The 13,836-nt window shown below is 65.2% G+C and carries 10 protein-coding genes; 7 read left to right on the forward strand and 3 right to left on the reverse strand.

Features of this window, described 5'->3' with window-relative positions:
- The 5 genes from atzF (at position 1) to A9D13_RS05240 (ending at position 6,100) form a co-directional block, all read left to right on the forward strand.
- Positions 1-1,758, forward strand: coding sequence for an allophanate hydrolase (gene atzF / locus A9D13_RS05220; RefSeq protein WP_373288753.1), 1,758 nt, complete (start codon positions 1-3; stop codon positions 1,756-1,758).
- Between the two features lie 92 nt (positions 1,759-1,850).
- The gene (locus A9D13_RS05225) at positions 1,851-3,305 is read left to right on the forward strand and encodes an ATP-binding response regulator (RefSeq protein WP_066771081.1); all 1,455 of its coding nucleotides are present in this window, start codon (positions 1,851-1,853) and stop codon (positions 3,303-3,305) included.
- Positions 3,298-4,230, forward strand: a complete 933-nt coding sequence (locus A9D13_RS05230; protein ID WP_066771084.1) for a response regulator transcription factor — start codon at positions 3,298-3,300, stop codon at positions 4,228-4,230. The genes A9D13_RS05225 and A9D13_RS05230 overlap by 8 nt, the downstream gene beginning before the upstream one ends.
- A 181-nt stretch (positions 4,231-4,411) precedes the next feature.
- Complete coding sequence (locus A9D13_RS05235) at positions 4,412-5,398, forward strand: sterol desaturase family protein (protein WP_066771085.1); 987 nt, start codon at positions 4,412-4,414, stop codon at positions 5,396-5,398.
- Positions 5,399-5,446: 48 nt separating this feature from the next.
- Positions 5,447-6,100, forward strand: a complete 654-nt coding sequence (locus A9D13_RS05240; protein ID WP_066771086.1) for a hypothetical protein — start codon at positions 5,447-5,449, stop codon at positions 6,098-6,100.
- A gap of 68 nt (positions 6,101-6,168) precedes the next feature.
- On the opposite strand, the gene A9D13_RS05245 is transcribed toward A9D13_RS05240, so the two are convergent.
- The 3 genes from A9D13_RS05245 to A9D13_RS05255 are packed head-to-tail and all read right to left on the reverse strand — an operon-like array spanning position 6,169 to position 11,668.
- Entirely contained in the window at positions 6,169-7,419 is a 1,251-nt protein-coding gene (locus A9D13_RS05245; protein ID WP_066771093.1) for a TolC family protein, read from the reverse strand.
- On the reverse strand, positions 7,412-10,546 hold the full coding sequence (locus tag A9D13_RS05250) for an efflux RND transporter permease subunit (protein WP_066771096.1): 3,135 nt from the start codon (positions 10,544-10,546) through the stop codon (positions 7,412-7,414). The genes A9D13_RS05245 and A9D13_RS05250 overlap by 8 nt, the downstream gene beginning before the upstream one ends.
- A 3-nt stretch (positions 10,547-10,549) precedes the next feature.
- Positions 10,550-11,668, reverse strand: a complete 1,119-nt coding sequence (locus tag A9D13_RS05255; RefSeq protein WP_066771801.1) for an efflux RND transporter periplasmic adaptor subunit — start codon at positions 11,666-11,668, stop codon at positions 10,550-10,552.
- 133 nt (positions 11,669-11,801) lie between these two features.
- Between A9D13_RS05255 and A9D13_RS05260 the strand changes: the two genes are divergently transcribed.
- Both A9D13_RS05260 and A9D13_RS05265 read left to right on the forward strand, forming a co-directional pair.
- Positions 11,802-12,458 (forward strand): response regulator transcription factor, encoded by a 657-nt coding sequence (locus tag A9D13_RS05260; protein WP_066771803.1) that lies wholly within the window; start codon positions 11,802-11,804, stop codon positions 12,456-12,458.
- A complete protein-coding gene (locus tag A9D13_RS05265; RefSeq protein WP_066771099.1) occupies positions 12,455-13,834 on the forward strand; it encodes a sensor histidine kinase in 1,380 nt (459 codons plus the stop codon). Before A9D13_RS05260 ends, A9D13_RS05265 begins: the two co-directional genes overlap by 4 nt.
- Positions 13,835-13,836: the final 2 nt, after the last annotated feature.

Here is a 13,836-nt window from a genome sequence, read left to right on the forward strand (position 1 = left end):
ATGAACATCCGCAGCGTCGCGGCCATCGCCGCCGCCGTCAATGCAGGCGACACCACTGCCGGACAGGTGATGGAAGCCACGCTTGCGCGCATTGCCGATTATGACGCGGTGCAGCCGCAGATCTGGATCAGCCGCGGCGATACCGCTGCCTTGATGACGGCTGCCGCCAAGGTGGATGCAAGGATCGCAGCGGGTGAGGCCCTTCCGCTCGCCGGTGTGCCCTTTGCGGTGAAGGACAATATCGACGTCGCCGGTTACGAGACGACCGCCGGCTGCCCGGCCTTCGCCTATGATCCCGATGGATCGTCGGGCGTGGTCGAACGGCTGGAAGCCGCCGGCGCGATCTGCGTTGGCAAGACCAATCTCGACCAGTTCGCCACGGGCCTTGTCGGCACGCGTTCGCCCTATGGCATTCCGCGCAACGCCTATAATCTCGATTATGTCAGCGGTGGGTCCAGCTCGGGATCTGCAGTCGCCGTGGCTGCCGGGCTGGTTCCTTTTTCGCTGGGCACCGATACTGCCGGATCGGGCCGCGTGCCCGCCGCGTTCAACCACCTCATCGGCTTCAAGCCGACGAAGGGCCGGTGGAGCACGCGCGGTCTGGTCCCTGCCTGCCGCAGCATCGATTGCATCACGACCTTTGCGCATGATGTTTCCGATGCGCGGCTGGTCGACAAGGTCGTCGCTGGCTTCGACGCGGGCGACCCGTGGTCGAAGCCGCTGGCGCAGCGCGCCATCACACCGCGCCGTATCGGCGTGCCGCGCCGCGATCAGCGCCAGTTCTTTGGCGATGCGCAATCCGAATATTTCTATGACCGCGCCTTGGACGTGCTGGCCCGCGATGCCGAGATCGTGGAGATCGACATCGCCCCGCTGCTCGAAGCCGCGCTGCTGCTGTATGGCGGTCCGTGGGTCGCCGAACGCACCGCTGCGATCGAAAACCTGCTGGACACCAACCCCGACGCGATCGACCCGACCGTGCGCGCAGTGGTCGAGCCGGGCAAGGACATCAGCGCGGTCACCCTGTGGAACGGCGTCTATCGTCTCGCTGAACTGAAGCGCCATGCCGATGGCATGTGGGACGATATCGACATGCTGGCGTTTCCCACCACGCCCACGACCTATCGCGTGGCGGAGCTTGCCGCAGCGCCGGTCGCGCTGAACAGCAACCTTGGCGTCTATACCAATTTCGTGAACCTGCTCGACATGGCTGCCGTCGCCGTGCCGGCGGGTGTGCGCGGCAATGGCACCGGTTTCGGCATCACGCTGATCGGCCCCGCCGATACCGACGGCGCGCTGCTGGATGCCTGCGAAACCTATCTGGCAGCTGCGGATCTGCCGCCTTTGCCGCAACTCGACATGGAGGGAAAAATGGAACGCGTGAAACTGGCCGTGGTCGGCGCTCATCTGAAAGACATGCCGCTGCACTGGCAGCTGACTTCGCGCGATGCGACGTTCGTCGGCGCATTCAACACCGCGCCCACCTATCGCCTCTACGCCATGGCCAACAGCACCCCGCCCAAGCCCGCGCTGACCTATAGCGAGGACGGCACCGGCATCCCGGTCGAGGTGTATGAGCTGGACGTCGCCGCGTTCGGCAGCTTCACCGCCGAGGTTCCCGCCCCGCTCGCCATCGGCACGGTTACGCTGGAAGACGGCAGCAGCGTCAAGGGCTTCGTCGCCGAGCCGCGAGCGCTGGATGGTGCGCGTGACATCACCGAGCTTGGCGGCTGGCGCAATTTCATCGCGCAGGGCTGATTGATGCAGGCCCCTGCCACCGAACCGGCGCAGGCCGTGTTCTCTCTGGTGACGGGGGCCGCTGTTCGTTCTGTCCGAAAGGATGGCGCGTGATGGCGGGGGCAGACGACCGCGCTGCGCTGCTGGAACGCATCGCCGCACTGGAAGGCGAGCGGGCCGGGCTGATCCGCGAACGCGACGCGGCGCAGGCCGCGAACGAGGCGAAAAGCCGCTTCCTCGCCAGTGTCAGCCACGAGATCCGCTCACCGCTCAATTCCATCTATGGCTATGCCCAGCTGCTGGAGCGCGGCGAGGGGCGCAATGCCCTGCGCGCCGCGCAGGTGATCCGCCGCAGCAGCGAACATCTCGCCAATCTGGTGGAGGGGCTGCTCGACCTCTCGCAGGTTGAAAGCGGGATGATGCGGCTGAGCCGCGATACGATCCGCTTGCCCGCCCTGCTGCAACAGATCGCCGACATGTTTGAGCCCGAGGCCCGCGCCAAGGGGCTTGAATTCCGGCTTGATCGGCCCGAACGCTTGCCCGAATTCGTGCGCGGCGACCTCAAACGCCTGCGGCAGGTGCTGATCAATCTGGTCGCCAATGCGGTGAAGTTCACCGATACGGGGCATGTCACGCTGAAACTGCGCTATCGCAGCGAGATGGCGATCTTCGAAATCGCGGACAGCGGTATCGGTATCGCGCCCGACCAGCTGGAGCATATCTTCGATCCTTTTGCGCGAACCGTCGAAGGCAAGGGGGGCGACCGCATAGGGGTGGGCCTCGGCCTTTCGATCACGCAGGCGCTGGTGCGCATCATGGGCGGTGAGATCGAGGTGTCGAGCGAGCCGGGCGAGGGGACTGTTTTCACGGTCCGCATGATGCTGTCACAGCCGATGACCCCGCCCGCCGATGCCACGCCTGCCGAAGTGGTGACAGGCTATACAGGGCCGCGGCGCACGATCCTTGTCGTCGATGACGATGCGGACCAGACGGCCATGGTCCGCAGCCTGCTCGAACCACTCGGCTTTGACGTGGCGACTGCCGCCAGCGGTGACGAAGCCATTGACGTGGCGGATGCAAACCGGCCCGATCTCGTTTTCCTCGACATTACCATGCCGGGCCGGTCGGGCTGGGAAACGGCGGTACTGCTGCGCGAACGGCACGGGGCGGATCTGCGCATCGTGATGCTTTCGGCAGATGCGCATGATTACACGAAGGGCGGCGACGGCGATGCCGCCAATGACATGTTCGTGATGAAGCCGTTCGAATTCACCAACCTGCTCGATGTGATTTCCACGCAGCTTCATCTCGAATGGATCGGCGCCTCACCGGCAGCCGCGACCAAGGCTGGCATGACCACGGATGCGGGTGCGACTGTCCACCCGCGCCTTGAAGAGATCGAGCCGCTGGCCCGGACCGGCAATGTGCGCGCGCTCGCGGCGCTGGTCGACGTGCTGGAGAGCGACGGTGTCGCCCCGCCGCTGATCGATGCCATGCGCGAGAAGCTGGATGCTTTCGATCTCAAGGGACTGGCCGCGCTGGCCCGGGGGGAGCGGTCCGGTGACTGATTCAGGCCTCGATGAAGCCGCCCAGCGGGACCGGATCCTTGTCGTCGACGACAAGCCGGATTCCCTGCGCTTCATCGTTGACACGCTGGAAGCGGAAGGAATGACCGCGCTGGTCGCGACCAGCGGCGAAGCCGCGCTCGAGCTGCTTGAGCACGCGACCCCGGACCTGATCCTGATGGACGCGGTGATGCCGGGCCTCGATGGGTTCGCGACGACGCGGCGGATCAAGGAGGACCCCGCTCTGGCGCATGTGCCGGTCATCTTCATGACCGGCCTGATCGGGCCGGAACACGCGGTCGAGGCGCTGAGGAGCGGGGGCGTCGATTACATCCGCAAGCCGATCATCATCGACGAACTTCTCGCACGTATCGGCGTCCACCTGACCAATGCGCGCCAGTCCTATCGATCACGCCTTGCACTGGACGTGGCCGGCGGCACCCTCGTCGCGTTGGACCGGGCGGGCCGCCTGCTGTGGTGCACGCCGCAGGCGGATACGATCCTCTCGCGCATAGATGCAGGCTGGAGCAAGGATTCCCGCCACCTACCGGCAGCTTTGCAAGACGCGGCGAAGAGCCTGCTGGCCGAAGATACCCGGCCGGGCCACAGCGTGCGCGAGACGCTGGACGATACCGAGATCGAACTCTCCGCCCTGCGCAGCGAGCGGCCCGGCGAAATGCTGATCCGCATCGCCGAAATCCGCGAAGGCGCCGACGTCGCCCTTTTGCAGAAGCACACCGGCCTGACCCAGCGCGAAGCAGAAGTGCTGCTGTGGGTAAGCTATGGCAAATCGAACCGCACGATCAGCGAAATCCTGGGCATCAGCCCGCGCACGGTGAACAAGCACCTGCAGCAGATCTTCACGAAACTGGGCGTCGAGACCCGTGCTGCGGCTACCGCGCTGGCTGTCAGAGTGATCGCGCAATGAGACAGGCTCGCAACATTGGCCTGACAGGGGCATATTTTGGGGGTATAAACCCGCCAAACTACGTCATTTGGACACTTACCGGAGGGCCGGTCGGCAGCCTAGTTTGTCAATCAGCCGTATTGGTCGCCAGGGATTGTGCGACCGATCGATTTTCACACATCACGTGAGTTGGGTGGGCAGTATGACCGGAACACTTGTTGGAAAGCGGATCATCGGTGCGGATGCACCAGTGACGATCGGCTGGGAAAACCTTCCGAAGGTGGAAGGCGGGCCGTTCAAGCGGGCCTTCTTCCGCTGGTTCCAGCCCGTCATGCTCGTCGCGCTGATCGCCTTCTGGTATTACGCGCCCAATGACTGGGCCGTCGCCTCGACCGCGATCACGCTGGGCATCGGGTTCAAGATCTTCCTGCTGGGCCTTGAATGGGTCAACCCGCGCTTCAAGAGCTGGCAGCTGACGTGGAAGGAGTTCGCCGTCGACCTGTTCTATGTCGGCATGGGCTACACGATCGTCCGCACCCTATCGAGCTATGTCGGCGACGACGTGATCATCGGGGCGGTGCAGAGCGCGTTCGCTTGGGAAAAATTCGCCTGGTTCATGACCATGCCGCTGCTGCTGCAGGCGTTCCTGATCTCGTTCATGTTCGATTTCGGGCAGTACTGGATGCACCGGGGCATGCATAACTGGTATCCCCTGTGGCTGACCCACGCGCCGCACCACTACATCACGCAGCTGAACATCAACAAGGGCGCGGTCGGCAATCCGATCGAGCTGTTCCTGATCGGCCTTGGCGTTGGCGGGTTCTTCGACTTCCTGCCGCGCGCCTTCCTGCTGGCCGGTTCGCTGGGTCTTGCGGTGTCGATCTATCAGCACATCAACGTGCGGTTCGATCCGCCGAACTGGTGGCGCACGATCTTCAACACGACTGAACATCATTCCGTGCACCACTCGCAGGACTATGAGGCCAGCCGCAGCAATTATTCCGCGACCTGGATCTTCATCGACCGCATGTTCGGCACGGCCGTCGACGGCGAAGCGGAAGCGCTGGGCATGGAAGGCGGTCGTTCGATGTCGATCAAGGAAACCATGCACTTCCCCTTCACCGAAGGGTGGAAGTCGATCAAGGAACGCTTCCAGCGCCGCAACCTGCCTGCCGTCCCGGCAGAATGATGCAGCGCCGCGTCGCGGAATGGCTCAAACTGAATTGATGGTGATCGTGTGAACACGCGTTTTTTCGACTGGATCTGGCATGTGCGCGACAGCATCGATCTGCCCGCGGGGCAATCGCATGACGAGGCGATGGCCCGGCTGGAGCCCCTGTTCCACGAACGCGGCACGACCTATGAACGTTTCGGCAATTCGCTGAGCTTCGGCAAGAAGGGGCAGCCCGCGCAGGACAAGATGTCGGTTTATGACCGCGGCGAACTGCTCGTGGAAACCCATGCCGGTGGATCGCGGCTTCGCTATCACCTAGTCAGCCGGGCGTTCCTCTATTGCTTCCTTGCGCCACTGCTGTTCCTGGCGCTGGCTCAGGTGAACAATGCGATCAGCCATTACGAACGCGCCAAGGCCGAGGCCGCCGGAGAGACCGAGACGGACAAGGACAAGGACGAAGCGATCGAGCTTCCGCAGAGTTCGATCGACAAGTTCCTGGGCGCGCCGACCCCGGAAATCCCGGGTGAGGACAAGGACGAGGACAAGCAGATCGGCCCTTCACCGACACCGGCCTATGTCTTTGCGGGCATTTTCGTCGTGCTGTTCATCGCCGGCCGCATTCTTGAGCCTTACCTGGTCAAGCGCCTGTTTCGCCGCCGCCTCTTCGGGCTGGATGAAGACGCGACGCCGGCATCCGCCACTCCGACCGCTGCCTGAGAGCGAGGCGGTCGGTCAGCCCGGCCGCACAGCCCTGCGATCCTGTAAGCGCATCGGCTTATCGCCGGTCAATCATCCTCGCCGATCCAGATCATGTGCGAATCGATCCTGAGCCGGGTCAGCGCGCGCATGGCTTCGGCGCGTGCTTCCGCTTCGCTGCGGATGGCATCATGGGCCTGTCTTTCGCCCAAAAGCTGATCCGACAGGTCGATCTCACCGGCGCGATAGCCGATCCGCAATTTCTCCAGCGCCGCGATTTGCGCATTGAGGCCGGTGCGCGCCGCCTGCCATGCGGCATAGGCATAGCGCGCGCGTTCGACATCCGTACTGGCCATTTCGGCGATGTCCCAGCGCACGGCGGCAAGCTCGGCGCTGGCGGCACTCGCTTCGGCGGCGGATTGTTCGGCCAGTGCCTTCCTGTGCCCGCCGCCAAGTGGGATCGAGAAAAGTACGCCAGCGCCGCGCTCATCGCCATCGCGTTCGGAAAACACCCTGAGCCCCACTGAAGGGTCGGCCATCCGGTCCTTGCGCGTGCGGGCCGCGAGCGCCCCCGCGCGCGAGGCATCGGCATCGGCTGCGGCAATCTCGTGACTGCGGCTGACGACCAGCCGGCCCAGTTGCTCAAGCCCTTCATCGGGGAGCACGGGCTCTGGTATGTCGGGCGCGCCCCCTGCTGGCAGCACGGCGGGGAAGCGGGTGCTGAGCCGACCGCGCGCCACGGCAGCTTCACCGGCAGAGCGTTCGGCCGCCAGCCTTGCCAGCGCCAGCGATGCCTCGGCCTGATCGACTTCCAGCCGCGATGCCTCGCGCAGCTCCTCCATGCGCCTGACGGCGGAACGGAGCTTTTCGTAATTCGCCACCGCATCCCGGTCGATTTGCGCCTGCCGCGCTGCCGAGAGCCAGTCCCACCAGCTTTCGGACAGGGCTATGGCCGACTGGTGGCGCATGTCTTCGGCCATGTTTTCGGCAGCGGTGATGCCATAGCTGCCGATTTCCCGGTCGAGCCGCGCCTTTCCGGGTAGGCGGATGGCGCGCGTCAGCTGCACGTCATATTCATTGAAAGTCTTTTCGCGCACCACATCGCGGCGGATATAGGTGCCGCTGGCCGTGATCTCATGCGGGCCGCGGGCAAGGGCGCGGGCTTGCGCCTCGGCCGCGTTCACCCGCGCCTGCGCCGCCAGCACCGTCGGCTGCGCGTCGAGGGCGAGGCCGACCTGCGCCGGATCGGGCATGCCGGGATCTTCCGGCCCGGTTTGCGCCTGTGCCGCGAAGGGGATGATGGCGCAGGCGGCGGCCATCGTCAGCATGAGATCACGCATGGGCTGCCTCCCCGTCCTCTACCACTGGATGCCCCTCGTCACCCGCCTCACGCTCGGCCCGGTTTTCGCCAAACCGTTCATACAGGATCGGCAGCAGCACCAGCGTAAGCAGGGTGGAGGAGAACAGCCCGCCGATGACCACGATGGCGAGCGGCTTCTGGATTTCCGATCCCGGCCCGCTGGCGAACAGCAGCGGGACAAGGCCGAAAGCGGCGATGGTCGCGGTCATCAGCACAGGGCGCAGGCGGCGTTCGGCGCCCATGCGCACGGCCTGCGACAGGGATACGCCTTCCTCTCGCAATTGCCGGAAATAGCTGACCATCACGAGGCCATTGAGGACCGCGATGCCAAGGAGGGCGATAAAGCCGACCGATGCCGGGACCGAGAGATATTCGCCCGAAAGGGCAAGCGAGATCATCCCGCCCACGACCGCAAAGGGGATCATGGCAAGGATCAAAAGGCTGGCCCGCATGGACCCCAGCGTCGCGAACAGCACCACGAATATCAGCGCAAGCGAGATCGGCAAAACCACCATCAGCCGCGCCGATGCGCGTTGCTGGTTTTCGAATTGCCCGCCCCAGACGATGCGATAGCCCTGCGGCAGGGTGACATTGGCGCCGATATCGGCCTTCGCTTCCCCGACATAGCCAACAAGGTCGCGGCCTGACACGAAGGCCTGCACCATGGCAAAGCGCGATCCGTTTTCATGCTCCAGCTTCACCGGCCCCTCGGTGCGCGAGACGCTGGCAACATCGCTGGCGCGGACCAGCTGTCCCGTTGGCGTGCGATAAAGCTGGTCGGCAAAGCCCTGCGGGGTAAGGTCGCTGCCCTGTCCGCGGATGACGATGGGCACGCGGCGGATGCCTTCGGCCACCACGCCTGCGTGCACGCCCTCGACGCTGGCGCGCATCGCGTCTTGCAGGTCCGCTACCGGCATGCCTGCGCGCCCCGCCGCCACCCGGTCGATGTCGAGCTGGAGGTAGTCGACATTGTCATTGGCGACAGTCATCGCCTCGCTGGTGCCGGGGATGGCTTCCAGCCTTGTCTGGATCTGCCCTGCGATGCTGGACAGCTGATCAAGGTCGGGGCCGAAGATCTTGATGGCGAGATCGCCGCGCGCGCCGGTCAGCATTTCGGAAATGCGCATCTCGATCGGCTGGGTGAAACTCGGCTCGATACCGGGTAGGGCAGAGAGCGCATCGCGCATCTTGTCGATCAACGCCTCCTTGGTCGGGACGCTCCATTCCTCGCGCGGTTTGAGACGCAGGAAACTGTCGGTCTCGTTCAGGCTCATGGGGTCGAGGCCAAGCTCGTCCGAGCCGACGCGGGCGATCACATCCTCCACTTCGGGCACCTTTCCGATCAGCGCCTTCTGCACTTTCATGTCGCCCTCGACGCTATGTTCGAGGGAGATCGAGGGCAGTTTCGTCAGCTGCACGATGACCGAGCCTTCATCCATGGTCGGAAGAAAGGTCTTGCCCGTCAGCGAATAGGCGATGGCCGCCAAAATCAGCGACAAGCCCGCCACGCCATAGACGAGCCCGCGCCGAGCGAACGCGCCGTTGAGCAGCGCGTGGTAGCGCGGGGCGATCTGGCGCATCAGCCACGGTTCGTGGTTGTGGCCTTCCTCGTCCGCCTGCACTTTCAGCACATAAAAGGCCAGCACCGGGATTAGCGTCAGCGACAGCACCAGCGCGGACAGCAGCGCCAGAACGATGGTCAGCGCGACCGGAGAGAACAGCTTGCCTTCCAGCCCCTCCAGCGTGAGCAGCGGCAGGAAGACGAGCGCGATGATCGCCATGCCCGATGCGACGGGTTTTGCCACTTCGGCGGCGGCGACAAAGACGGAATTGAGCTTCGACGATCTCGCGTGCTTCGGATCGGACAGGCGTTCCACCACGTTTTCGACCACCACGACCGCGCCATCGACCAATATGCCGACCGCGATGGCTATGCCGCCAAGGCTCATCAGATTTGCCGTCAGCCCGATTGATCGCATGAAGATGAAGGTGAGCAGCACCGCCATCGGCAGCGCCAGCGCGACGATCAGCGATGCACGCACATCGCCCAGGAACAACAGCAGCAGGATGACGACAAGGAATGTCGCTTCCAGCAGCGCCTTCTCAACCGTGCCGACGGCGCGAGTGATAAGGTCGGATCGGTCGTAGAAGACCGAGACTTCCATGCCTTCGGGCAGGCTCGGCTTCAGCTCCTCCAGCCGATCCTTCACCCCGGAAACGACCTGCGCGGCATCCGCGCCGCGCAGGCCGATGACAAGGCCTTCGACGGCCTCGCCCTCTCCATTCTTTGACACCGCGCCATAGCGGGTGAGGCTGCCGGTGCGCACCTGCGCCACGTCGGACACGCGCAGCACGCGCCCGTTTCCGGACCTGATGACGACCGCGCCCAGATCATCGAGCGTGCGGATCGCCCCGGTGGCGCGCACGATCAGCGCCTCCTCGCCCGTGGTCAGTCGGCCCGCGCCATCATTGCGGTTCGATGCCTCTATGGCGGCAGAAAGATCGCTGACCGCCAGCCCGGCGGCGGAAAGCGCCGCATTGTCGGGCACCACCTCGAACGTCTCGACATAGCCGCCCAGCGCGTTGACATCGGCCACGCCCGGCACGGTGCGCAGGGCCGGGCGAATGGTCCAGTCGAGGACCCGGCGTTTCTCCGCCAGCGATTGCGGCCCCTCCATCGTGAACATGTACATGTCGGAAAGCGGGGTGGAGATCGGCGCCATGCCGCCCGACACGCTGGCGGGCAGGTCGCCCATCACGCCGTTCAGCCGTTCGGCCACCTGCGTGCGCGCCCAATAGATGTCGGTCCCGTCGGCGAAATCGATCGTGATATCGGCGATGGCATATTTGGCGACCGAGCGCAGGACGCTCTGGTCAGGGATGCCCAGCATCTCCTGCTCGATGGGCGTGATGACGCGGCTTTCCACTTCTTCGGGCGTCATGCCGGGGGCTTTCAGGATGATCTTTACCTGCGTCGAGCTGATGTCGGGAAAGGCATCGATCGGCAGCTTGACGAAGGCATAGGCGCCAAGCCCGGCCAACGCGATGGCCAGCCCCAGCACGGCAAGGCGCATCGACAGCGCCCGTTCGACCAGTTTCCTGAGCATCGCCTATTCCCCGCCCAGCAGCGATTTAAGCTCGGCGACGCCGCTGATGGCGACAGGCTCTCCCGCCTTGAGCCCGCCGGAGATGATCGCGCGGCCCCCGGCATCGGCGGCGACGATGACCTTGCGCCGGGCGAAGGCGACGCCATCGCCCGATGCGCCGCGCACGAAGACATAATCCTGCCCGCCGATGCGGGTGACGGCGGCGCTCGGCACCGAAACGCCGGTCTGGTCGGATCCTGCGGGATCGGCGATCACCGCCATCACGCTTTGCCCCGGCACCAGTCCGGGCACGGCGGGAATGCTGGCGCGTGCCGGCACGGACCGGGTCTGCGGATCAAGCGATGCGCCGACCGAGAGGATGCGGCCCGCCACCTCGCTACTCCCCGGCAGGGTGAGCGTTACCGGCATGCCGGTCTTTACCTTGCCCGCCAGCCGTTCGGGGACCTGCAGGTCGAGCCGCAGGGCGGCGGTGTTCTCAATCACGAACGGCGCCATGTCGCCGCCGACCGCTTCGCCGGTTTCGATATTCACCTGCGCCACGCGCCCGCTGATCGGCGCGCGCAGGGTGGCGGTGCCGTCGCGCCCCGCGCCTGCCATGGCGAGCAGGCGGTTGTTTTCCGCAATGGTGGCGCGGGTGCGGCTGGCAGCGGCCTGCGCTTCGTCGGCGCGGACGCCAGCGACCACCCCTTCATCGGCCAGTTTTGCCAGCCGGTCGGCGCGGGCCTGTTCATAGGACAGGTCCGCCTGCGCGCGGGCAAGATCGCCGCTGAACTGCACCGGATCGGCAGAACGGACCTGCGCCAGCGCCTGACCGCGGCGCACGGCTTCACCCTCTATCGCAAGCACGCGCACCGCCACGCCAGGGAAGGGAGTGGTGACGGCGACGCGGGCCTGCGGGGGGAGGGATACAAGCGCGGGGACGGACCCCAGCGGCACCGCATCGGCGGCGACGGAATTCTCGACCGTAATGCCAAGCTGCGCGATCTGCTCGGCGCTCAGCGTCCCGTCGCCTTGCGGTTCGGCCTGCGCCACCTCTTCGGGGCCGGACGGGGTGAGCCACGCATAGCCGGCGGCGATGACGATCAGGGCGGCGGCTCCGCCAGCAAGGATTTTCCTGTCCATGCGGGCAAGGATTAACCGTGAAACTGACAGCAGCTTGTCAGTTTCGCCCCATATTGTCAGTTTCATGGGAACCGGACATCGGCCCATTGCCGCGCCATGGGGTGCTGGCGACAAAGGGATGGGGTTTAGCCAATTGCGACTTCTGCTTGTCGAAGACGACGAACAGCTGGCAACGCGCCTGTCCGACAGGTTGCGCACGGCGGGATTTGCCGTCGATGTCGCGCGCAGCCGCGAAGAAGGCGAGGCATGGCCCGACATGGACAAGATCGCTGCCGTCGTCCTCGATCTTGGCCTGCCCGATGGCAGCGGCATGGATCTGCTGGCCCATTGGCGCGACCGGCGCATCGCCAGCCCGATCCTGATCCTGACCGCGCGCGACAGCTGGCAGGACAAGGTGACGGGGCTCAACGCGGGCGCCGATGATTTCGTGGTGAAACCCGTCCGCTTCGAGGAACTGCTGGCCCGCCTCCACGCCCTGCTGCGCCGACCTGCCGACAATCGCGACCCGCGGCTGGTCGAAGGAGGCATCGCACTCGACCCGCTAACCCGCGAGGCGACGGTCGACGGGGAGCCGATCGCTCTGTCGAAACAGGAATTTCGCCTGCTGCACCTATTCATGCGCAAGCCCGGGCAGGTGCTCTCACAAGGCGATATCGTCGAGCATCTCTACGACCTTGAGAGCCAGCGGGACTTCAACGCGGTCGAAGTTCTGGTCTCGCGTCTGCGGCGCAAGGTCGGGAAGGGCAGGATCCGCACCTTGCGCGGGCAAGGTTACAGGTTCGAGCGATGACCCGCACCATCACGCCGCGCGGCGCTTTTCTGGGCTGGAACTCGCTGCGCCTGCGCATGCTGCTGGCCGCGCTGGCATGGACGGCGGTCGGTATCGCGGGGATCTGGTTCTCGGCCACCAGCCTATTCGCCAAGCATGTCGAGATGCAATATCACGAGGAGCTCGAAGTCCATATCGTCGAGCTTGCCGCGCTGGTCGAGATCGGGCCCGGCGGCGCGCTCACCATGGACAGGCCGCTGTCCGATCCGCGCTATCTCGTGCCGTTGTCGGGTTTCTATTGGGAGGTTGCGGTCCACGGCAGGCCGGGGCTGAAATCGCCGTCGATGACGCGCGGGTCGCTGGATCCCTCGACCGCGCATGACACCTCTATCCACCACCATGTCGAGGCGGGGCCGACCGGCCCGACCATCACCTATGGCACGATGCGGCAGGCCGGCGACGGAACCAATGTGCATTTCATGATCGCCACCGACGAGCGGCTCTTGAACGAGGCGATCGCGGAATTCACGCAGGAATTGACGCTCTGGCTTGCTGCGCTGGCCATGGCGCTCGCGCTGACGGGCATGGCGGTGGTCTCGTTCGGACTGCGCCCTCTCGATCGGCTGGCGCATGCCACGGCCCGGCTGCGTAGCGGCCACGCGACCAGCCTGGAAGGGAAGTACCCCAACGAGATCGCGCCGCTGGTCGATGATGTAAATGCCTATGTCGATCACAACAGCCGCATCGTCGAGCGCGCGCGGGTGGAGGCGGGCAATCTGGCCCATGCCCTGCGCACCCCGCTTGCCGTAATAACCGACGAGGCCGAGCGGCTGGCATCGCGTGAGGGCGCGAGCGATGCGGCCGAGGTGTTTCTGGGGCAGGGACAGGTGATGGTCCGGCAGATCGAATATCAGCTGGCGCGTGCCCGCTCGACCGTGGGCTTTCGGGGGCCGGGCATTACCAGCCGCGCTGCCGAGGTGCTGCCGCCGATCATCTCGGCCATGCGCCGCCTTCACCGCGAACGCGGTTTCGATGTCGATATCGAAGAAGATGCCGATACGCCCCTGCGCATCGACCCGGTCGATTTGTCGGAAGTCCTCTCGATCCTGATCGACAATGCGGCCAAATGGGCCAGCCGCGAGGTCGAGGTCATGGCCCGGCGCACAGGCGACAGGGTCGAATTCAGCATTGGCGACGATGGCCCGGGCCTTAGCGAAGAGCAGCTTCGTCATGCTTTTGAGGTCGGCACCCGGTTCGACCCCGAAAGTGCCGGTTCCGGTCTGGGGTTGGCGATCGCCCGCGACATCGCGGATGCCTATGATCTGGAGATAGACCTCAGGGCCAAGACGGGCGGGGCGGGGCTCTGCGCGACGGTGACGGTCCCGGTGGCGGGCTAGGG

The organism is Croceicoccus mobilis (assembly GCF_001661965.1).
GTDB lineage: Bacteria > Pseudomonadota > Alphaproteobacteria > Sphingomonadales > Sphingomonadaceae > Croceicoccus > Croceicoccus mobilis.